We start from the raw sequence: 20,434 nt of genomic DNA, 5'->3' as shown, positions 1-20,434 counted from the left end.
ACCATGCCGACCCCACAGTCCCCGGAGGCTGCACAACCCATGATCCAGTTGTTCCCCAAAAAATACAGCTCCCGGCTGATGGCCATTACCTTCATCGCCGGCATTCTTCCCATCGCCATCTTTGGCATCGCCATCACCCTCATCACCCGGGACCTTCCCCTTCGGACCAGCCAGACCATCCAGAAGGGGCTCGGCGATCTTCAGCAGCAGAGGGAACGGCTCCTCACCGATACCCTCGCCAAGAGTGTCCGGCAAAAATCCATGGATGTGGCCCTCCAGATCGAACTCTACCTTGAACACCGCCCCACCCTCACCCTGGCCGAGCTCCAGAAAGACCCCCGGTTTCGAAGCATCGCCCTGCAGCCCATTGAAAAAAACGGCTACACGACCCTCATCGACACCCGGGAAGGCACCACCTTGTTTCACCCCGTGACCGACCTTGAGAACACCTCTGTTTCCAGCATCTCCGAGGCCTCTGAGGAATTTCTCACCATTATCTCATCGAGCCTCGGGGGGAAATACGCCTCGGGCTACTTCTCCTGGCAGGAGACCAGCGGGCAGACACGCCGCAAATACACCTTCATCGCCCCTGTGCAGCGGACCACGGCAGACGGCCTGCCCATGGCCGTGGCCACCGTCATCAACATGGACGAGCTGGCGCCCCTGTTCCTGGAGACACAGAAAACCTCCCAGGGTACGGCCCTTTACTTTATCAACCGGGCCCAGCACCTCCTGAACACCTTCAAGCGCTTCATCCTCTTTTGCATGCTCCTCGGCCTGCCCTTCATCCTGGCCCTGGCAAACTGGGCGAGCAGCTATTTCTCCCGCTCCGTCAACCAGCTCAAAAGCGCCACCCACCAGATACGAAACGGCGACTTCACCATCCGGCTGGACAACAACGCTTCCGGAGACATCGGCGCGCTGATGCAGGACTTCAACCACATGACAAAGCGCCTTGCCGAGACCACCGTCAGCAAAGAGCGCCTGGAGGCAAACGAAGAGGAACTCACCCGCACCAATCAGGTACTGACCCATGAAATCGAAGAGCACGAACGGGTCCGCGAAGAGCTCCAGAAGCAGCATGCGGTGCTGGAAAAACAGAGGGACCATCTCCACAGCGTCAACGAAGAGCTCTCCCGGTCCCGGAAAAAAATCCAGAGACAGAACTGGCTCAGCATCGGCCAGAGCGAATTCCACAACCGCATCCAGGGGGACCTCACCCTCCATGAGCTTGGTCGGCAGATCATCCAGTTCCTGGCCAACTACTTAGACGCCCAGGCAGGACGAATCTACCTCGTTGACGACGGCGTCCTCGCCTGCATCGGCGGCTTTGCAGAGGCGGCCCCGGAAGGGGGAGCGCCCTCCATTCCCCTTGGCGAAGGCCTTGTGGGGGAAGTGGCTGTCTCCGGAAGCCGCCTGCGCATCACCGAAGTCCCTGCCGATTACCTGCCCATCCATTCGGGGCTTCTGGACGCCTACCCGTGTGAGGTGGTCATCCAGCCCTGCCCCCAGAACGAAAAAACACTGTGCGTCGTTGAGCTGGCGGGCCTTGGCCCCTTTTCCCGCCAGGACCTGAAGTTCCTCGACCTCATGAGCAAACAGATTGCCGTGGCCGTAGACTCTACCCGGGGCCGCAACAGAACCGAATCGCTCCTGCACCAGACGCGCAAACAGGCCGAAGAGCTGGAACTCCAGCAGGAGACCCTCCAGCACATCAACCAGGAACTCGAAGAGCAGACCCAGCAGCTTGAAGAGCAGAAAGAGAGCATCAAGCGGAAAAACCTGGAGCTGGAAGAGGCGGGGATCCTTATCCGGCAAAAAGCCAAGGACCTGGAGCTCTCTTACAGCTACAAGTCCCAGTTCCTGGCCACCATCTCCCACGAACTCAGGACCCCTTTAAACAGCATTCTCCTGCTCTCCCGCATGATGGAAGAGAACTCGGACGGAAACCTCAACGGCGATCAGGTGGAGTTTGCAGGCACCATCCACGCCTCCGGCTCCCAGCTCCTCACCCTCATCAACGAAATCCTGGACCTCTCAAAGATCGAAGCGGGGGGCATGACCGTGACCCTGTCTCCCACCCCCCTGTCCGCTCTGGTGGAGAGCCTTCGCCGCATGTTCCTCCCCCTTGCCGAAGAGAAGGAGCTCGCCCTGGCCTTGAGCCTGGCTCCGGATGCACCGGCCACCCTTGAAACCGACCGCCAGAGGCTGGAGCAGATCCTCAAAAACCTCATGGCCAATGCCCTGAAATTCACCGATGCCGGTTCCGTAAGCCTCAGCATCGAAAAACCCGCCCCCAACGAGCTCCCCGCCGATGCAAACCTTGAGGCCGGTTCGGCCCTTGCTTTCCGCGTCACCGACACGGGGATCGGCATCCCAAGGGAAAAACACGCCCATGTCTTTGAGGCCTTCTGCCAGGTGGACGGCACCGAGAGCAAGCAATACTACGGCACGGGCCTTGGCCTCACCATCTCGCGGGAGCTGGCCGGCCTTCTCGGGGGGTCCCTTCACCTCTCCAGCGAACAGGGCATCGGCAGCTGCTTCACCCTCCTGCTTCCCTGCCCCAAGACAGCGGAGGCACCAACCGTTCCCCCGGTGAAGCGCCCTGCCCTTTCGGCCCCGGCACCCGCCGAACCAGCAGCGGTGACGCCCCCACCCTTTGATCGCGCCCTTAAGGATCAACCCCATCCGGGAGACAAATCCCTGCTCATCATCGAGGACGACGTCACCTTTGCCTCCCTTCTCGTCAAACTGGCCCGTGAAAAGGGATTCAACACCCTGGTCACCGAAGAGGGCGAAACAGGCCTTCACTTTGCCGACTACTTTTCCCCCACGGCCATCATCCTTGATATCAAGCTCCCCCGCATGGACGGATGGGATGTCTTTAACCGCCTTAAAACAAACCCCGTCACCGCCGGCATCCCCGTGCACGTCATCTCCTCCCGGGACCAGAAAGGGAAAGCCATGAACCTGGGAGTCGCCGGGTTCCATGCCAAACCGGTGAGCCTGGAACACCTGCACGAAGTGCTCTCGGAGATCGACGAAACGCACCGGGCCATGGCACCGAAAACCGCCCTTGAACAGGCGGAAGAGTCCCCCGGCCTTGAGGCCATGCACCGGGACCTGGACGAAGCAACCCTCTTCCTCCACGAGGTGGAGTCCGCCCTCCCCAGGCCCCTGAAACAGGTCCGCCCCCTCTGCCATGACAAAGAGGCGATCTTAAGCGGTCGAAAAATCCTCATCGTCGACGACGACATGCGCAACGTCTTTGCCCTGAAACGGCTTCTCCATGAAAAGGGGATGGATGTGGTGGTGGGACGAAACGGGCGGGAAGGGCTGACGCGCCTTGCGGAAAACCCCGACATCGACCTGATCCTTATGGACATCATGATGCCGGAAATGGATGGGTACCAGGCCATGCGTGCTGTCCGAAACCAGGCCGAGTTCAAGGAGCTCCCCATCATCGCCCTGACGGCCAAGGCCATGGCCGAAGACCGCACGGCCAGTATCGAGGCCGGAGCCAACGATTACATGCCCAAACCCGTGGACCCCGACAAGCTGCTCTCCATGCTTCGGGTCTGGCTCTATGCGTAAAGGGGACCCCATGGCACCGGCCCAGCCCCTCACTGAAAACGACGCCATTGAGATGGATTGCCTGCTTTATGCCATCCACCGGAAATACGGCTACGATTTTCAGCAATATGCCCAGGGGTCCCTGCACAGGCGCCTGAAGGGGCGGTTGGAGCGTTCGGGCCTTACCTGTTTCTCGGAGATGCAGTACCGGATCCTGAACGACCGTGCCTTTTTCGAAATCGTGCTGGCCGACCTGTCCATCAACGTCACCGAAATGTTCCGGGACCCCCATTTTTTCAAGGCGGTCCGGGAACACGTGGTACCGAAACTCGCCGCCCGCCCCTTTGTGCGTGTCTGGGTGGCGGGGTGTGCCACGGGCGAGGAGGCCTACTCCATGGCCATCCTGCTCCAGGAGGAGGGGCTTGCCGGCAGGTTTCGCATCTACGCCACGGACTTCAACGAACGGGTCCTTCACACGGCAAGGGAGGGCATCTACCCCATTGAGAGCATCCGTACATACACCCGGAACCACCTGCTATCCGGAGGATGCGGGTGCCTGGTGGACCACTACACGGCCCGCTACGACAACGTCATCATGAACCGTGCCCTTAAAGAGGCCATCCGCTTTTCCGATCACAACCTGGTCTCCGACAGCCATTTCGGCGAAATGGACCTGATCCTCTGCCGAAACGTCCTGATCTATTTCAGCCCACCGCTGCGAAACCGGGTCATCGGCACCTTCTTCGACAGCCTTGCCCCGGACGGCTTTTTCTGCCTGGGAACCGGCGAATCCATGAACATCACCTCCTGGGCCGATCGTGTGACACGGGCCGTGCCCAAGGAGAAAATTTACCAGAAAAAAGAGACACCGTCCCCTTCGGGCCCCTGCTGCGATACCGTGATACCGTCAGCCGATGAGCCCGTCCCCCCCGGAGTAATGACCCCATGATGAACCATGCAACCCAACAGATTCTGCTGGTCGACGACCTGGAAGAGAACCTTCTCGCCCTGAAACACGTCCTGGCCCGTCCCCACCTCACCATCCTCACCGCCACCTCGGGCAACGAAGCCCTGGGGCTCCTGCTGGACCACCCGGTGGCCCTCATCCTCATGGATGTGCAGATGCCGGAGATGGATGGCTTTGAAACCGCTGAGCTCATCCGCGGCAACCCGGACACCTGCCGCATCCCCATCATCTTCGTGACGGCCATCAACACCGACACCCAGCACATTTTCAAGGGCTACGATGCCGGGGCCGTGGACTACCTCTCCAAGCCCCTGGACCCGGAGACCCTCGTCCGGAAGGTCAACGTCTTTCTGGAGCTGCACCAGTACCAGCAATCGCTTTTAGCCACCACCCGGGAGCTTACCGAGACGGTGGAGACCCTGAAGGAGGCCAACTCCCAGATCCAGGTCCACCAGAAGAAAAAACTCAGGGATGAACGCCTCAAGGTTCTCCTGCAGATGGCAGGGGCCATGGCCCACGAGCTGAGCCAGCCCCTCATGGCCCTGCAGGGAAACATCCAGTTGATGAACATCCACAAAGAATCCCCGGACAAACTACCCGTGTACATGGAACGCATTGACGAATCCGGACGACGCATCGCCGGAATCATCCGTAAAATACAGACCCTACACGTAGACGACACCCGGGAGTACCCCGGGGAGGGCTCCATTATCGACCTGGACCAGACCATCCGAATCCTTGTGGTGGGCCGGGACGGCCGCGAAGGCTCCCCGCTGATTCAGGCCTTGAACACCCTGGACCGCCTGGATATCGCCTGCGTCGAGGACACACAGGGGGCAAAAGAAGCCCTTGAAAAAAACAGCCGGGACCTTCTGTTTATCTCCCGCCCCCTTCCGGACGGCCTTGCCGAAGACCTGGCCAGAAACCTCACCCCCCCGGCCAATCGTCCCCTGTTCGTCATCATCACCGATGTCGCCGACGAACTCACCGTCTCACGCCTCATCCGCCAGGGCGCCCTGGAGGTGCTGGAGCGACCCCGCATCACCCCAGATCTCATCCGGACCCTCCTTCACCGAGCCCTGGACACCGTGGTGTCCGGCTCCACCCTGGCGGCCATGGATCGTGCCGACGAGGCCTCCCTCCGAGATCCCTGCACCGGCCTTTACACCCGGCACTGCTTTGAAAACCTGCTCCACCGGGAGGTCAAGCGCGCCCACCGCATGGGCCAGGGCCTTGCCCTGCTCCTTCTCCACCTCACCAACTTTGAGGAGGTCGTCACCACCTACGGCACCGAAGCCGGGGACATGGTCATGGGCAGCGTGGGGAGCCTGCTGGCAGATATGACCCGCTCCGACGACCTGGCCGCCCGGTTCGACAACGCCACCTTTGCCGTGCTCCTCAGCGGCATCACCGATCCGGAGGTCCCTCGCATCTCCCATCGGTTTACCGATGCCATCACCCAGAGGGACTTCGTCTTCAACGCCTTTCGGTTCAACCTCTCCCTGACGGCAGGCATCGGCATGCTCCCGCCGGGCATGCCGGGCACCGCCGAGGGACTGATCCGCCAGGCCCAGGGCTCTTTTTGCGAAACCGTCCATTGAGTCGCCGGTCACAGGCCGAGATACATCGCCGCATGTCAACGCCTGTGACACCATACTTCCACGAACAAACGCTTTTCCTTTATCCTTTGAATTCAGAGTGATATTATCAAAGATGTCGCGAGACGCTCTCACCGGTTGTTTTTTTTAACGCATCATTCCTTTCCCCGGAGGACACGTCATGATGGAGAAAAAAACCGTGCTGATTGTTGAAGATACCCCTGAAAATACCCAGCGACTCATGGGGTTGCTCAAGGATACCTGCACCACCCGGATTGCGACAAGCAGTGACGCGGCACTGCAACTCGCGGCCTCGGCCACGCCCCCGGACCTCATCCTCCTGGACGCCCGCGCAGCCGGCATGGAAGCCCGGAACGTAAAACGCAAACTAAACGAAGCAGAGGCAACCCGAAACGTCCCGGTCCTTATCCTCAAAGGGCCTGAGGCGGCGTCAGAACACCAGGAGACCGAGAGTCTCCGCCAGCTCGCGGCGGTAAGGGACGTGACCCTTCTGGCCATGGGCTCCCTTGCCGAAACACGGAACAACGAATCCATCAACCACATCCGGCGTACCGCCCATTTCATCAAAACCCTCGCCCGGGAGTTGATGGACACCCCCGGTTACAAAGACACCCTGACCCCCGATACCATCGAGATGCTCTTCATGGCAGCCCCCCTGCACGACTTAGGCAAGGCGGGGGTCTCGGACAGCCTTCTCCTGAAACCGGGCAAACTCACCGACGACGAATACGAACAGATTAAAAAACACACGGCATACGGCCGGGACGCCCTTCTCTCCGCCGGACGTCACCTCGACCTGTGGGCCCCCTTCCTGGACATTGCCTGCGACATCGCCGCCTCCCATCACGAACGCTGGGACGGCACCGGCTACCCCGACGGCCTCACCGGCCAGGAGATCCCCATTCCCGCGCGCCTCATGGCCCTGGCAGATGTCTATGATGCCCTGGTGACATATCGGAGCTATAAACCCGCGTTTTCCCATGAGGTGGCCATGGAGATCATCAATGGAGGGCGCGGCACCCAATTCGCCCCCGAGGTGGTGGATGCCTTCCTTGCGGCGGAATCAACCTTTCGGGAGATTGTCCTTGAGTACACCGATTTCCCGGATGAGCAGGTGGCCCTGTAGCCCGGCATCGTCCCCTTGCAAACAACAAAGCCCCGGATTCTAAAGAACCCGGGGCTTTCCTGTCTCCTCACGGCAGTGAGGTCGGCATACATCCCGTAAAAATGCCGCCATGCGTTGACCCAAGGGGCAAACACGGCGACAGCCAGCTTTCATGTTACCGCATGTTTTATTTCTGCGCCGTCCCCTGCTTCTTCGCCGGGGACACGGTCTTCTCCGTATCGATCCACGGTTTGCCCGCTTTATAAAGCGCCAGCCGCTCCTTTAAGGCCGCTTCAAGCTGAACCTCCCCGGTTTCATCGAGTTTCCGAATGGCATCCTCCTGAACATGGATGGCCTTTTCATACAGGCCATTGGCAGCATAGGCCGCCGCCAGTGTATCCAGGGCGCTGGGCTGGGTGGCCCCGGACTTCACGAGGAATTCGGCCAGCTCCAGGGCCCGTTTGCTGTCCCGGTATGTGGTGTCCGGACAGGTGGCAAGGATCCAGGCCAGGTCGTTGGTGGCAAGGAGAGAGGAGCGGGTCTTCACCTTCAAGGCCTCTTCCAGCCAGCGAATGGCGATGCCGATATCCTGGGGCACCCCAATGCCGGTGCGATACATTCCCGCCACCCTCAGCATCCCCTCGCTGTTTCCAAGCTCAGCGGACCGCACAAACCAGTTGAACGCGGCTTCCAGATCTTTGGAGACACCCCTGCCGCCGGCATACATGACGCCCAGGGCCACGGAGGCCGGGGAAAAATTCTGCCTGTCGGCCTTTTTAAACCAGAAAATCGCCAGCTCTTCGTCCCGGGGGACCCCGAGCCCTTCGGCGTAAAGCAGACCCAGGCCGTACCGGGCTTCCGCCAGCCCGCGGTCGGCAGCATACTGATAGGATCGTTTGGCCGCTTCCGGATCGGCCTTGGTCCCGTCGCCCTTCTGGTACATGAGCCCCAAAATCTGACAGGCCTGAAGATGCCCCTGGAGGGCCGCCTTTTGATACCAGGAAAAGGCCTTGGCGCTGTCCGCCTTCACAAAATCCACCACCTGGCGATGGTAGAGGTAGCCCATCACAAACTGGGCACCGGCATCGCCCTTTTCCGCCTTGGCCTTGTCCGTCAGGTACCGTTCCTTGGTATACCCGCCCGGAAAACCCTCCTGGTCACCTGCAGCAGGGGTGTCCGCCAGACACACACCGGCAAGGGAAAGAAACAGAATACAGGCCAACAAAAAGTGTCGCTTTTTCATATACATCCTCATCTTCGTCATGGATCTTTCCGTTGGAGAAAGAGACATCAAACCGTAGAATAATGACCGACCACCGCGCCTCATGCCCCCACGGGGAAAAACCGGCGCGCAATCCCCCCGGCATACCGAAGCAGCCCCACACCGCAGACCAGATACAGCACCCCCGTCACGCAGCCGCTCCAGAGCCGTATCTTTGCCGATGTCTCCAGCAGCGTCACCTGGGCTCCGTACACCGCAAAGGTGGAGCCAAAGGCCACCAGGTAGTGGAAGGAAAAACCGATCCCCACAATCCCAAGAAGGCACAAGGCCCCTTTCACAAGGGCTGTGGGGGTCATTTCAGGGGCCGACGGCAGTTCAAAGGGCATCGGGTTGAACAGGCGGGCCAGGGTATCCGCCTTGGCCAGGAGAACACCGGAAAAAAGGAGCATCACAAAGGGCAAAAACGCATTGAGCTGGGCAAAGGCGCTCATCCGCGCGGCCATGGCAAAGGCCTCGTCACCGGGGAGCATCCGAAGGGCATCCCGGGACATAAAATAATTGCCCACAACGCCGGGAATGGCGAAAAAAGCTTTGACGGCATAGAAAAGGGCCAGGAGTCGAATGGCGATACCGGTCAATTTCTGTGATTCCATTGGGGGGGACCTTTCCTCATGTTGCATTCATAAAAAAGATAAACTATTTTTTATAACTCATTTCACGCCAAAACGGTATGACCAAGATCACAGCAGAATAAAGGGTACAACCAACCCCCCAGGCAGGGTGCACCGGAGGCCTGCCCATGGCCGGGGATGCCTCAGCAAATCATTTTTGCAGCGCTCTTTTCATAATGCGCCCCGCCGGAGGCGCATTCACCGTGTCGGCGGAAGGGCCCCTTCGTCGGAAAGAAAGGGTTCAATGGCATTGCCTTCGGGTTCTTTGCGGAGCTGAAGGCCCGTCCAGAGCCCCCCGACCAGAAACACCATGCCCCCGGCCAGAAGGGTTGCAGGCATCCCTGTCCCGTCTGCAAACCAGCCCAGAAACGGCCCGATGATCACAAAGGACAAGCGAATAATGAGGCTTCGAATGGAGAGGACCGTGGCCCGGATCTCCGACGGCGTGGACTCGTTGATGTAATTTCGGAGCACCGGGGTGGCCACCCCCCTGACCATGTAAAAAAGGTAGAGAAACCCCACGGCCCAAAGGGTCGTAAAGCCGCTGAGGCAAAGGTACCCGGAACCGATGAAAAAGGCGATGAGAAGGACGGTGCGGTCCCGCCCCAGCCAGGCCTCCACCTTCCAGGCATGGGAAGACACAATACCGGTGGTGAGGTTAAGGGCGGGCAGAAAAAGGCCGTACAGGGCCAGGGGAACGGACAGGTGAACGAAATAGGGCTGGATCAGCCAGGCCATGGTGAGGGTGGCGGTGCCGATGACCGACGAGTAGATGATGCGCCACTTAAGGCCTGTGTTTTGGGTCAGGGCGTAACGGATAATTTGAAAAATCTGGGCAAAATTACCCTTATTGATGATCCGTCGCCGTTGGGGCTCATAGAGAAGCAGGGAGGCGGGAACCGCTGAAAAGGCAACCACGGCCTGGAAATAAAAGGGGGTGCGAAGACTCAGGGCGGCCAGCCCCACCCCGATGGGTGCGGCGATGGCTTCGGCATAATTTCCGATGGAAACCAGGCGTCCCTCTTCTCTAAGGTAGGAGCTTCCCAGCCCCTGCTCCTCAAGGGTGTCGTAGAGAAGGGCGGAATCCGAGCCCGAGATAAAGCTCTGGCCCACCCCCAGGATCATCTCACAGGCGAGAAAGCCCCAGAACCCTGCCGAGACGCTGTAAAGGCCAAAGCCGACGGCCCCCATGATGCTGCCGATGACCAGGGATACCTTGCGCCCCCAAATGTCCCCGAAGTACCCCGAGGGGATCTCCATGAGCACAACGGCAAAGGAGTACGCCGCCTTCAACAGAAACAGGTCCCGGGTGCCCAGCCCATTCTCCCGATAAAAAAGGAACACGATGGGCACGGTGAGCATCAGCCACTTGGAGACCTTGATCACATACAACTTGAAAATATTCGACTTCACATCACGGCGCATCGCCTGACCAACCTCTTCCCCTTGCGGGCATCATTGACCGGAGGATCATTCCCCCGGCGCCTCCGACGGTGCCGAACGCAAAAAAATGAGGAGCGCAGGCCTGTGCGGCAGGTGAAGGGAAGGTGTAGTCGATTCACGTGCTGATTTCAAGGAGATTCATCCTACTCCACCTTGTGCAGGACCTCGGCCATGACGACGAAACTCTTGATGATGATGTAGCCCCCCACGATCAGCCCGACCACGGGGAGAAAGGTGAGACCGGTAAGGAGAAAAAAGAGCCCCACGGCCAGAAGGGCGATGCCGTTGGTGAGGCTGCTGATGCGCTCGAACAGGCGATCTCTGGCGGACAGCACCTGCTTATGACGCCTCTCGGCCCCCTTCCTGCGATTCGCAGGTATCGCTGTGCCCTGCGGTTCCATGCTTCGCCGCTCGGACCCGGCGCGACGCCCTTTCAAGGTAACCACCCGTTTCTCGTCTCGTATCGTATACATATCTTCCATAACACCCCCAGCATCGGATCGCCGCCTTTCAGAGGCGTTTCCGATTCATTGAACATCCAGTGTTCCTGACGGGGCAAAAACCGCCGTCGTTTATATCAGGGGAGAGCCATCGAAACCCATGGGAGGGCAAGGGGAATAAACGTGGGGGAAATCCGGTGCCAAAATCGCCGGGAAGGGGAATGAACACTTTGTTAATCCATGGTGTTACTATACCGCGACCGACGCGGGGTGTCAATTCGGGCGCACCCCGGAAAAGCGCCCCGTCGAAGGCATCTTTAACTTGGCTGCCTCCGACCACAAGGCGAGGGGCCGCAAAAAAAACCTCGACCTTTGAGGCCATATTTTTAAAAAAGGGATGTCATGAACCGAAACGAGTCCACCACGGAGTCCAGGGGAACGGCGTCGTCAAGGGAGGTGATGGCCATCCAGTTATCATGAATCTCTTCGGGGGTTATCTCCCGTTTCGCGTCTCCGATGCAGAGTCCCGGGGCGCAACAGATGGCGGTCCGGCTGAACCAGCCGGCGGCACAATTAAAAATCATCCCCGTCTCCCGGTTAACCTGGGAGGCAAGGAAAAGCACCAGGGGCGTGATGAACTCGGCCTTCAGCTTTTCAAGGATTTCAGCGGGCATCACGTCGTCGGTCATGCGGGAAGCCGCCACCGGGGAGATGGCGTTGCAGAGGATGTTGTGCTTGCTCCCTTCGGCCACCACGCTGTGCATCAGCCCCACCACCCCCATTTTCGCCGCCATGTACGCGGCTTGGCCGAAGTTGCCGTATAGGCCCGAGCCGGATGTGGTGTTGATGATCCGACCGTACCCGTTTTTCTTCATGAGGGCAAAGGCCGGACGCGTTACACAAAAAGCCCCCTTGAGATGGACGTTCACCACAAGCTCCCAATCCTCCTCCGTCATTTTCAACAGGCTCTTGTCACGCAACACCCCCGCATTGTTCACAAGGACGTCCACCCGGCCGAAATGGTCCTCGGCCGTGGCGATAATCCTTTCTCCCCCGCTGACGGTGGCCACGGAGTCGTAGTTTGCAACAGCCCCACCGCCATACTGTGCCAGCTCGGCCACGACGGTGTCTGCGGCTCCCCGTGCCTCTCCCGTACCGTCCCGGTTGCCCCCCAGGTCGTTGACCACCACCCGGGCTCCCCGTGAGGCAAAGGCGTGGGCATAGGCCCTGCCAATACCTGAGCCCGCCCCGGTAATCACCACCACCTGATCATCAAATCGGATCTTGCCCATACACGCCTCCTTCTCATATCGTAAAAGGGTCCATGGTTGACACTCTCGGTCGAAAGATGGGTTGTCACCGGAACAACTCCGGTGGAAAGGCTAAAGATGAGGGCTGCCAGAGACACAACGGCAGCGAAGGTGAAAAGTAGTAAGGGAACTGTCTCAACACTAGTGGGGAACCATTCTGCTTGTCAAGGTGAATTTGAAAGGTACATCTTAAAAGACAGGCAAAAAAGAAATTGAACGGGGACCACGACGGGGCATGGCCGGGCGGCCCATGATTTCATTTGTCATTTCCTCTGTCGCCCTGTAAAAGAGGAGCTTTGCGCAAAGCCCATGTCAGGGACAGCTCCCGGGCCTGAGGTTGTTTTTTAATGCGGGCCCCTGTGATATCCTGACACCCGGGGTTCCTGAGCATGGGCCTGGATTTTGCCACCGGACGCCGGAGGCTGTTTTCTTACGATTATTTCACAACGACCTTCATGGCGCCACACCATGGCCATGAAGACAAAGGATACACACGATGATTCCCTGGGAGTTTCTGGGAGAGGCTGAGGTACCGGGGGGTGGCACCCTTCGGCTGACCAGGCGGCAGGATGAATTTTCCATCCGCACCGACGGGTACGAATTAATGAACAGCCGGGCTCACGGCTCCGAGGAGGTCCTGGCCGAAGAGGCGATCAAGCGCCTTGGCTCCTGCGACGGATGCCGCATCCTCGTGGGGGGGCTCGGCATGGGCTATACCCTGCGCGCAGCCCTCGACCATGCTGGAGACGGGGCTGCTGTCACCGTGGCGGAGCTGGTGCCCGAGGTGGTGGCGTGGAACCGGGACCATTACGGCCACCTGGCCGGCCACCCCCTGAGCGACCCACGCACCACTGTGTTTGTGGGGGATGTCGGCGACGCCATCAAAGAGGAGGGCCCCTGGGACGCCATCCTCCTTGACGTGGACAACGGCCCGGACGGCCTGACCCGAAGCGGAAACGACAGCCTCTACAGCAAAGCAGGCATCCTGTCCGCAAAAAAACACCTGGTCCCCGGCGGGGTCCTGGGTGTCTGGTCGGCCCACGCCGACCCGGTGTTTACCAAGCGACTGGCCGGTTGCGGCCTCGCCGTGGAAGAGGTCCATGTCAAGGCACGGCTCAAGCGAGGCGGGAAACACACCTTGTGGTTTGCGAAAAAAACAAAAGAAAGGGGGATATGATGAGTGAGGATCGGTTGATGGACATCGAAACCAAGCTGGCCTTTCAGGAGAACACCATTGACGAACTCAACAGCGTGGTGATTGAGCAGCAAAAGGAGATCGACCGCCTGAAAAATACGGTGGCGTACCTCCTCGACAAGATGGAGCAGGTCGCGGACACACGCATGGAGCGTGCTCCCTCAAACGAAAAACCGCCCCACTACTAAGCAATGAGGAAACACCAATCGCCGGGTGGTGCCCCAACGGATCGGTCGATACCGCCCGATCCGTCGGTCCCTCTTAACCCCAAGGGCTCCGTGGCATAACGAAACGATACACGCACCGAGCGGTAAACCAGGAACAAGCACCATAAACGGCATGTGGATCGCCATCAGCGTTGAAACGGTCGCCACCGCTCAATGACACAAACACTTTTTGCCCGAGCCTACGCGTCCTCACCCGGGACCTGGTCCGCCGCCAGGGTCATCACCTCGCCGTCCACGGTCATGATCAGCCACTCTCCGGAGGTATCCCGGGCCTTGACCAGGCAATCGATGGCCGTGCCGTCAACGGTCTCGATGCGGCACTCCACGTGGGTATTGAGATCAACGACAGTCACAAACTCCCGGCCTTCGGCAGCCTCCTTGAACGCCGCCGCAGCCCCTTCGAAACGGATCATGCGATCGTACTCATCCGGGTCCAGGGCTTTGATCTCCAGGCGACAGGCATCGATCTTTCCCTTGATGTCGGCAATGGTCCCCAGGACCTCTCGGCCCTGCTCTTCTTCACCGCTGGGAAGGGCACGCAGGATGTGCTTCTGGAGGTCCAAATCTTTCTCCAGGAACGTAATTTTCTGCATAACCTCTGTGATCTTTTCTCTCATTTAGCCCATCTCCTTGAGAATCTCCTTAACCTGATTGCCGTCGGCCAGCTTGCCGAAATGCTTCATCACCTGGCCCATGGCCTGCATGGGACTCTTCACGGATGAAAAATCTACGTTGGCCTCGATCCAGGCCTTGATCTCGGCTTCACCGGCCATGCCGGGGAGGTAACTCTGGAGCAACTCAAGGTACGCCGATGTGGCCTCGCCCTGCACCTCCAGCACCACCTTCTCCGACTTGACGAGGCTGCGGATGATGTTCTGGAGGTCTTCATCGGTGATCTCATCGGGGTTCTTCACCCGAGTGGTCTTCTTGCCACTCTCAAGGGTGATGGCCACCGTCAGCTTGGGGTACTCCCCCATAATCAGACGAAACGTGTCCCGGGCAGCGCTGTCCTTTGTTTTCATAGCTGTCTTGAGATCTTCTTTGATCTTGTTGTAAAGGGAGACGCCGTCCCCCTCACTCCAGCCATACGGAGACTTGTCGTTTTCAGCCATTTCACACCTGCATTCTTCTCTTCCTCACCGAAGCGAGGCATCCTTTGTGGATGGATTGGTTATGAGTCCCCGCAAAACGCCCTTTGTGACAAGGGCACCGCGTCACATGTCATCCTTGCGGCCTGCACGAAGCAGGAGCGCACCAGCGGCTGTTTCAGTTTGCATGGGAATCTTTGACAGTCTAAACTCTTTACCCTATTTTTTGTGTTTCGTGAACATGAAAGTGGTTCACGCTCCGTACAAAACGACCGCTCACCCACCTCTGATCCCCTTGCACCTTTCCATGACCGGAACAACTAGCCGGGTGTTCCGAAGGCTCTCGACCATGGCACGCCGCAACCATTCCTTTACAGGGAACATCAAGCACGTAGAACTTGTTTTTCAAGGAACATAATGACTCAAATCCTAATTTAGGATTGAATTTAAAAGGCTGTTCCCATATCTACTATCGATGTCAGGTTCGAACCATTTATTCTACTATTGGGGATAGTGTAATGAAAAAAACAGCTCTACTCTTTTCGGTTATTTCTCTTATTTTAATGGCGTCAGCCTCTGCATTTGCCGGCACCCTGGAGGACGTAAAAGCCAAGGGAATCTTGACCTGCGGCATCAGCGAAGGCGTTCCCGGCTTCTCTATTCCGGACTCCACCGGTACCTGGGTCGGCTTTGATGTGGACATGGCCCGTGCCGTGGCCGCAGCCGTCCTCGCAGACCCCTCCAAGGTGAAATTCGTCCCCCTGGCTTCCAAGCAGAAGATCGTTGCGGTCTCCTCCGGCCAGGTGGATTTAACCAGCCGAACCACCACCTGGACTCTCAAGCGGGACGGCAAGCAGGGCGTGGACTTTACCCACGTTGTTTTCTACGACGGCCAGGGGTTCCTGATCCCCAACAAACTCGGCGTACGCTCCGCCCGGGAACTTGACGGCGCCTCGGTCTGCGTCACCGCCGGCACCACCACCGAACTCAACCTCGCCGATTTTGCCCGCGCCAACGGCATCAAGGTGGAAGCCGTGGTCTTCGACGGTAAGAAAGAAGCCCTCAACGCCTACGCCTCCGGTCGCTGCGACTGCTTCACCACCGACATCAGCCAGCTCGCCTCCCTGCGCTCCACCCTGAAAGACCCCAAGGCCCACTCCATCCTGCCCGAGGTCATCTCCAAAGAGCCCCTGGCCCCCCTGGTCCGCCACGGAGACAACCAGTGGAAAGACATCGTCACCTGGGTCATCAACGGCCTGGTTGCCGCTGAGGAAAACGGCATCACCGCAGCCAACGTGGACAAAATCATGGCCACCTCCCAGAACCCCGTTGTCAGGCGTATGCTGGGCACCTCCGGGGACACGGGCAGCTACCTTGGCCTCGACAAGGAGTGGCTGGTCCGTGCCATCAAGGCCGTTGGCAACTACGGCGAAATCTACGACCGCCACTTCGGCCCCGGCACCGCCCTGGACATTCCCAGGGGCGTGAACAACCTCTGGCTCCGAGGCGGCCTGCAGTACGCCATGCCCATCCGCTAAGGGACCTTGCGAGCCCCCGTTGCGCATCTGCACCTTTATGTAACGTCCGCGGACAGGAATCATAGGCCGGAAAGGGCTGTGTCAGCTTTCTCCGGCCATAGTCACCCTGGGTTTCGCCCTTCGCGCGCCCTGCGTGAATGAGGTGGCTATGCTTCCGCAGTCCCTGACCTGACAGCTCTATCTCAACGTGCAGGCAACACTCTTGATCAACAAAGCCTCCGGTATCTGTTTACCGGAGGCTTGCGGGTTACGGCAGAGACGAAACCGGCTCTTTCTCGCCCGGCGACAGCCACCACCATCGTACAAAGATGTCATTTACATGAAACAACCACAGCTCTCCTTTACAAAGGCCCAGGGCCGGACCCTTCTCGTGCAACTCCTTGTCATGGGAGGGATTCTCTGGTTCTGCCACCTTCTTTTTGTGAACACCCAGGCAAACCTTGCGTCGCGGAATATCGCCTCCGGATTCGGCTTCCTGGCCTATGAAGCGGGCATGCCCATCAGCGACGCCCTGATGCCGTACACCCCCGCCGACACGTACGGCTACGCCTTCTTCATCGGAGTCTTAAACACCCTGTACGTCTCCGCCGTCAGCATCGTGCTGGCCACCCTCATCGGGGTGGTGGTGGGCGTGGCACGGGTGTCGAGCAACTGGCTCGTGGCACGGCTCGCGGAGATCTACGTGGAGGTGCTTCGAAACATCCCCCTCCTGCTGATCCTCTTTTTCACCTACGGGGTGGTCCTTGCGGCCCTGCCCTCCCCGCGCAGGAGCCTGCACTGGGGCGTGGGACTCTTTCTCAACAACCGGGGCATCTACTTTCCCAAGATCCTGCCGGAAAGCGGTTTCTGGTTCATCCCGGCCGCTTTGGTCCTGGGCCTTGTCATCTCGGTTATCGTCCACCGCAAGGGAACGAAAAGACGAAAAGAGACCGGACGCGCCCTGCCGTCCATACGCATCGGTCTGGTCCTGACCTTGGGCCTTCCCCTTCTTGCCGCCCTGCTCCTGGGCCTGCCGGCCAGCCTGGAACTGCCCGTGCTCAAAGGGTTCAACTTCAAGGGCGGCTCCGTCATCCGACCCGAATTCTGCGCCCTGCTCATCGGCCTTGTCCTCTACACCGCCGCCTTCATCGCGGAAAACGTTCGAAGCGGCATCCAGTCCGTTGCCAAAGGGCAACTGGACGCTGCCCACGCCCTGGGCCTTCCCGAGGGCCTCATCATGCGCCGGGTGATCCTGCCCCAGGCCTTGCGGGTCACCATCCCCTCCACCACCAACGACTACGCCAGCCTCGTGAAAAACAGCTCCCTGGCCGTGGCCATCGGCTACCCGGACATGGTCTCCGTGGGGGGAACCATCATCGGCCAGAATGACCAGGCCATCGAGATCATCGTCATGTGGATGTCCGTCTACCTCTGCATCAACCTGCTCATCTCCCTGTTCATGAACTGGCTCAACGCAAGGGTGCAGCTCATCGGGAGATAATGTAAGGGCTAAGGGCTAAGGGCTAAGGGCTAAGGGAAAATAGCCCCGGGCTCGGATGTGTCAATGCATTTTGGTTTCCGTTTATATGCATGTCTAAAAAGTAAGAAGTGATGATTATGATACCCGCAGAAGCAGAAAAGATAAAAACATTCACCCCGCAACCGGACGAGGCGCCGCCACTGGACGTGGCCGGGCCCATCGGCTGGGTACGGCAGAACCTGTTCAACGGCAAGCTCAACTCGGTCCTTACGATCCTGGCCCTTCTCTTGCTGTTTAAAACCATCCCCGCCCTTCTCTCCTGGGCGCTGGTCAAGGCGTCCTGGGTCCCGGGAGCCGCCTGCGGCACGGCCCGGGAAGGGGCCTGCTGGGCCTTTGTGGTGGAAAAATTCCGTGTCCTCATGGTGGGCATCTACCCCGGAGAACATCTCTGGCGGCCGGTGGCCTCCCTTGTGCTTCTCATGGCCGTGGTGCTCCTCACCCTCTTCCGGCTGGTGAGCGCCCGCACCCTGGCTATCCTCTGGTTCTCCCTGCCCCTGCCTGTCTTCTGGATCATCAACGGCGGCATGGGCCTCGCCCATGTGGACCAGTCCCTCTGGGGGGGCCTCATGCTCAGCATGGGCCTGGCTGTGGTGGGGATTCTCTTTTCCCTTCCCCTGGGCATGCTCCTGGCCCTGGGACGGCGCTCCGAGATGGCCGGGGTCAAAGCCATGTGCGTGGGAATCATCGAGCTGATAAGGGGCGTCCCTCTTATCACTATCCTCTTCATGGCCTCGGTGATGCTTCCCCTCTTCCTTCCCGAAGGAGTGACCATCAACAACCTCTTAAGGGTCCAGATCGGCGTAATCCTCTTCTCCTCGGCCTACATCGCCGAAGTGATCCGTGGCGGCCTCCAGGCCATCCCCCCCGGACAGATGGAAGCCGCCGTCTCCACGGGCCTCACCAAGTGGCAGGCCACCCGCCTCATCGTCCTGCCCCAGGCATTGAAGCACGTCATTCCATCCATCATCGGGCGCTGCGTGGCCCTGTTCAAGGATACCTCCCTTGTGATCATCGTGGGCCTGCTCGATTTTCTCGGCATGATCAAAGCCTCCACCCAGGACCCCGAATGGCTCGGATACGAAGCCGAAGCCTATGTCTTCTGCGCCCTGGTCTACTGGGTAATCTGCTTCTCCATCAGCCGATACGGACGATCCATTGAAAAACACAACGCCTGGTAGCAAAGGGGCATTTGCCATGACTCAAGACACCGTCATTGAGATACACGACCTCAACAAGTGGTACGGCCACTTCCACGTACTCAAGCACATCAACTTAAGCGTCCACCAGGGAGAGCGCATCGTCATCTGCGGTCCTTCCGGGTCCGGCAAGTCCACCCTGATCCGCTGCATCAACCGGCTGGAAGAACACCAGCAGGGCACCATTGTCGTGGAAGGAACCGAACTCACCCGGGACCTGAAAAACGTCACGGACATCCGCAAAAACGTAGGCATGGTCTTTCAGGGGTTCAACCTCTTTCCCCATCTCACCATTCTGGAGAACCTCACCCTGGCCCCCACCTGGGTGCGCCAGATGCCGGAGAAAAAGGCAAAAAAAATGGCCATGGACTTTCTGGCCCGGGTCCACATCGACTCCCAGGCCCACAAGTACCCCGGCCAGCTCTCCGGCGGTCAGCAGCAACGGGCCGCCATTGCACGGGCCCTGTGCATGAATCCGCGCATCATGCTCTTTGACGAGCCCACCAGCGCCCTGGACCCGGAAATGATCAAGGAGGTCCTGGATGTCATGACCGAGCTTGCCGAAGAGGGCATGACCATGATCTGCGTCACCCACGAAATGGGTTTTGCCCGCACCGTGGCCGACCGGGTCATCTTCATGGACGCAGGGGAAATCATCGAAGAAGCGCCCCCCCAGGACTTCTTCACCAACCCCACCTTTGATCGCACCCAGCTCTTCCTCAGCCAGATCCTTACCCAGTGACAGGGCAAAAACAACTCCGGCGGCACCATGTGCCGCCGGTAACGCTGCGTTGCCCATACGACGCAGAGATGCCTTCCCGACGCACCTTGCGTCTGCAAGTCATGTGTCAGGCGTAAAGGCACCCCCACATTGTTATAAAACACCTGCATGACGAAAAGGACCTGCCCGTCCGTCATGCCTCATCGATATTGCCACCCCCGGCGTTGGCCCGCATCTGCCCCACCTGAAAGCTCAGGCCCACGCAGTGACCCCGGGAAAGGCAGGCGTCCACATCCGCTTCGTCCACAAAGGTCTTCATGGGCCGTTTCCAGCCCGAGGCTTCCACCACCCAGGCGTGTTCGTCTTTGTCGTAGGTGATGCGCAGGTCTTTGCCGCACTCGCCGGAATCCGGATAAAAGCTCCGAATCCTGTCACAGATATCCTTGCTGTTGAACATATACCCTCCTTTTCGGATCGCCTCTCGGCCTCTCCGGGATGCACGCGGCCCTTGGCCGGGAACCTCCGGCAGGCCGGTGGATGGTTCATCGCCACTTCAAGAACGGAAACCTGTCGGGAAGGAATATGAAAAAAGGAGAGAAA

18 protein-coding genes are annotated in these 20,434 nt (G+C 59.2%); 10 read left to right on the top strand and 8 right to left on the bottom strand.

Annotated elements, in window-relative coordinates:
- Positions 1-39 precede the first annotated feature (39 nt).
- The 4 genes from BLQ12_RS16200 (at position 40) to BLQ12_RS16185 (ending at position 7,285) form a co-directional block, all read left to right on the top strand.
- Positions 40-3,594, top strand: a complete 3,555-nt coding sequence (locus tag BLQ12_RS16200; RefSeq protein WP_175469866.1) for a response regulator — start codon at positions 40-42, stop codon at positions 3,592-3,594.
- A gap of 10 nt (positions 3,595-3,604) precedes the next feature.
- Positions 3,605-4,522 (top strand): CheR family methyltransferase, encoded by a 918-nt coding sequence (locus tag BLQ12_RS16195; RefSeq protein ID WP_092211927.1) that lies wholly within the window; start codon positions 3,605-3,607, stop codon positions 4,520-4,522.
- Positions 4,519-6,141 (top strand): response regulator, encoded by a 1,623-nt coding sequence (locus BLQ12_RS16190; protein ID WP_092211926.1) that lies wholly within the window; start codon positions 4,519-4,521, stop codon positions 6,139-6,141. The genes BLQ12_RS16195 and BLQ12_RS16190 overlap by 4 nt, the downstream gene beginning before the upstream one ends.
- A 178-nt stretch (positions 6,142-6,319) precedes the next feature.
- A complete protein-coding gene (locus BLQ12_RS16185) occupies positions 6,320-7,285 on the top strand; it encodes an HD domain-containing phosphohydrolase (RefSeq protein WP_092211924.1) in 966 nt (321 codons plus the stop codon).
- Between the two features lie 166 nt (positions 7,286-7,451).
- On the opposite strand, the gene BLQ12_RS16180 is transcribed toward BLQ12_RS16185, so the two are convergent.
- From BLQ12_RS16180 to BLQ12_RS16160, 5 genes are all read right to left on the bottom strand, one after another.
- Entirely contained in the window at positions 7,452-8,507 is a 1,056-nt protein-coding gene (locus BLQ12_RS16180) for a tetratricopeptide repeat protein (RefSeq protein ID WP_175469865.1), read from the bottom strand.
- An 80-nt stretch (positions 8,508-8,587) separates the two neighbouring features.
- The gene (locus BLQ12_RS16175) at positions 8,588-9,139 is read right to left on the bottom strand and encodes a hypothetical protein (RefSeq protein WP_092211920.1); all 552 of its coding nucleotides are present in this window, start codon (positions 9,137-9,139) and stop codon (positions 8,588-8,590) included.
- A gap of 216 nt (positions 9,140-9,355) precedes the next feature.
- Positions 9,356-10,570, bottom strand: a complete 1,215-nt coding sequence (locus BLQ12_RS16170) for an MFS transporter (protein WP_175469864.1) — start codon at positions 10,568-10,570, stop codon at positions 9,356-9,358.
- Positions 10,571-10,743: 173 nt separating this feature from the next.
- Complete coding sequence (locus tag BLQ12_RS27075) at positions 10,744-11,082, bottom strand: sugar porter family MFS transporter (protein ID WP_139164005.1); 339 nt, start codon at positions 11,080-11,082, stop codon at positions 10,744-10,746.
- 344 nt (positions 11,083-11,426) lie between these two features.
- Complete coding sequence (locus BLQ12_RS16160; protein WP_092211914.1) at positions 11,427-12,332, bottom strand: SDR family oxidoreductase; 906 nt, start codon at positions 12,330-12,332, stop codon at positions 11,427-11,429.
- 514 nt (positions 12,333-12,846) lie between these two features.
- Between BLQ12_RS16160 and BLQ12_RS16155 the strand changes: the two genes are divergently transcribed.
- Both BLQ12_RS16155 and BLQ12_RS16150 read left to right on the top strand, forming a co-directional pair.
- Positions 12,847-13,527, top strand: a complete 681-nt coding sequence (locus BLQ12_RS16155; protein WP_092211912.1) for a spermidine synthase — start codon at positions 12,847-12,849, stop codon at positions 13,525-13,527.
- Complete coding sequence (locus tag BLQ12_RS16150) at positions 13,524-13,733, top strand: SlyX family protein (RefSeq protein ID WP_226860179.1); 210 nt, start codon at positions 13,524-13,526, stop codon at positions 13,731-13,733. Before BLQ12_RS16155 ends, BLQ12_RS16150 begins: the two co-directional genes overlap by 4 nt.
- A 218-nt stretch (positions 13,734-13,951) precedes the next feature.
- On the opposite strand, the gene BLQ12_RS16145 is transcribed toward BLQ12_RS16150, so the two are convergent.
- Both BLQ12_RS16145 and BLQ12_RS16140 read right to left on the bottom strand, forming a co-directional pair.
- Positions 13,952-14,389, bottom strand: coding sequence for a hypothetical protein (locus BLQ12_RS16145; protein WP_092211908.1), 438 nt, complete (start codon positions 14,387-14,389; stop codon positions 13,952-13,954).
- Complete coding sequence (locus BLQ12_RS16140) at positions 14,390-14,884, bottom strand: GatB/YqeY domain-containing protein (protein WP_092211906.1); 495 nt, start codon at positions 14,882-14,884, stop codon at positions 14,390-14,392.
- A 494-nt stretch (positions 14,885-15,378) separates the two neighbouring features.
- Between BLQ12_RS16140 and BLQ12_RS16135 the strand changes: the two genes are divergently transcribed.
- The 4 genes from BLQ12_RS16135 to BLQ12_RS16120 all read left to right on the top strand — a co-directional run bounded on the left by BLQ12_RS16135 (position 15,379) and on the right by BLQ12_RS16120 (position 19,855).
- The gene (locus BLQ12_RS16135; protein WP_092211904.1) at positions 15,379-16,398 is read left to right on the top strand and encodes an amino acid ABC transporter substrate-binding protein; all 1,020 of its coding nucleotides are present in this window, start codon (positions 15,379-15,381) and stop codon (positions 16,396-16,398) included.
- Between the two features lie 319 nt (positions 16,399-16,717).
- Positions 16,718-17,878, top strand: a complete 1,161-nt coding sequence (locus tag BLQ12_RS16130; RefSeq protein WP_092211902.1) for an amino acid ABC transporter permease — start codon at positions 16,718-16,720, stop codon at positions 17,876-17,878.
- 116 nt (positions 17,879-17,994) lie between these two features.
- The gene (locus tag BLQ12_RS16125) at positions 17,995-19,095 is read left to right on the top strand and encodes an amino acid ABC transporter permease (protein WP_092211900.1); all 1,101 of its coding nucleotides are present in this window, start codon (positions 17,995-17,997) and stop codon (positions 19,093-19,095) included.
- A gap of 16 nt (positions 19,096-19,111) precedes the next feature.
- On the top strand, positions 19,112-19,855 hold the full coding sequence (locus BLQ12_RS16120; protein ID WP_092211898.1) for an amino acid ABC transporter ATP-binding protein: 744 nt from the start codon (positions 19,112-19,114) through the stop codon (positions 19,853-19,855).
- Between the two features lie 172 nt (positions 19,856-20,027).
- Here the strand turns inward: BLQ12_RS16120 and BLQ12_RS16115 are convergent, their stop codons facing one another.
- Positions 20,028-20,291, bottom strand: a complete 264-nt coding sequence (locus tag BLQ12_RS16115) for a hypothetical protein (RefSeq protein WP_092211896.1) — start codon at positions 20,289-20,291, stop codon at positions 20,028-20,030.
- Positions 20,292-20,434 lie beyond the last annotated feature (143 nt).

The sequence above is a fragment of the Desulfoluna spongiiphila genome (assembly GCF_900101345.1).
In the GTDB taxonomy this organism is placed as follows: Bacteria; Desulfobacterota; Desulfobacteria; order Desulfobacterales; family Desulfolunaceae; genus Desulfoluna; species Desulfoluna spongiiphila.
The sequence above is the reverse complement of the archived record's forward strand: the minus strand, read 5'-3'. Positions and strand labels throughout refer to the sequence as shown.

Coding starts and splice junctions, on each gene's coding strand:
- BLQ12_RS16200 (WP_175469866.1), top strand. CDS start 40: ATGATCCAGTTGTTCCCCAAAAAATACAGCTCCCGGCTGATGGCCATT.
- BLQ12_RS16195 (WP_092211927.1), top strand. CDS start 3,605: ATGGCACCGGCCCAGCCCCTCACTGAAAACGACGCCATTGAGATGGAT.
- BLQ12_RS16190 (WP_092211926.1), top strand. CDS start 4,519: ATGATGAACCATGCAACCCAACAGATTCTGCTGGTCGACGACCTGGAA.
- BLQ12_RS16185 (WP_092211924.1), top strand. CDS start 6,320: ATGATGGAGAAAAAAACCGTGCTGATTGTTGAAGATACCCCTGAAAAT.
- BLQ12_RS16180 (WP_175469865.1), bottom strand. CDS start 8,507: ATGAAAAAGCGACACTTTTTGTTGGCCTGTATTCTGTTTCTTTCCCTT.
- BLQ12_RS16175 (WP_092211920.1), bottom strand. CDS start 9,139: ATGGAATCACAGAAATTGACCGGTATCGCCATTCGACTCCTGGCCCTT.
- BLQ12_RS27075 (WP_139164005.1), bottom strand. CDS start 11,082: ATGGAAGATATGTATACGATACGAGACGAGAAACGGGTGGTTACCTTG.
- BLQ12_RS16160 (WP_092211914.1), bottom strand. CDS start 12,332: ATGGGCAAGATCCGATTTGATGATCAGGTGGTGGTGATTACCGGGGCG.
- BLQ12_RS16155 (WP_092211912.1), top strand. CDS start 12,847: ATGATTCCCTGGGAGTTTCTGGGAGAGGCTGAGGTACCGGGGGGTGGC.
- BLQ12_RS16150 (WP_226860179.1), top strand. CDS start 13,524: ATGATGAGTGAGGATCGGTTGATGGACATCGAAACCAAGCTGGCCTTT.
- BLQ12_RS16145 (WP_092211908.1), bottom strand. CDS start 14,389: ATGAGAGAAAAGATCACAGAGGTTATGCAGAAAATTACGTTCCTGGAG.
- BLQ12_RS16140 (WP_092211906.1), bottom strand. CDS start 14,884: ATGGCTGAAAACGACAAGTCTCCGTATGGCTGGAGTGAGGGGGACGGC.
- BLQ12_RS16135 (WP_092211904.1), top strand. CDS start 15,379: ATGAAAAAAACAGCTCTACTCTTTTCGGTTATTTCTCTTATTTTAATG.
- BLQ12_RS16130 (WP_092211902.1), top strand. CDS start 16,718: ATGAAACAACCACAGCTCTCCTTTACAAAGGCCCAGGGCCGGACCCTT.
- BLQ12_RS16125 (WP_092211900.1), top strand. CDS start 17,995: ATGATACCCGCAGAAGCAGAAAAGATAAAAACATTCACCCCGCAACCG.
- BLQ12_RS16120 (WP_092211898.1), top strand. CDS start 19,112: ATGACTCAAGACACCGTCATTGAGATACACGACCTCAACAAGTGGTAC.
- BLQ12_RS16115 (WP_092211896.1), bottom strand. CDS start 20,291: ATGTTCAACAGCAAGGATATCTGTGACAGGATTCGGAGCTTTTATCCG.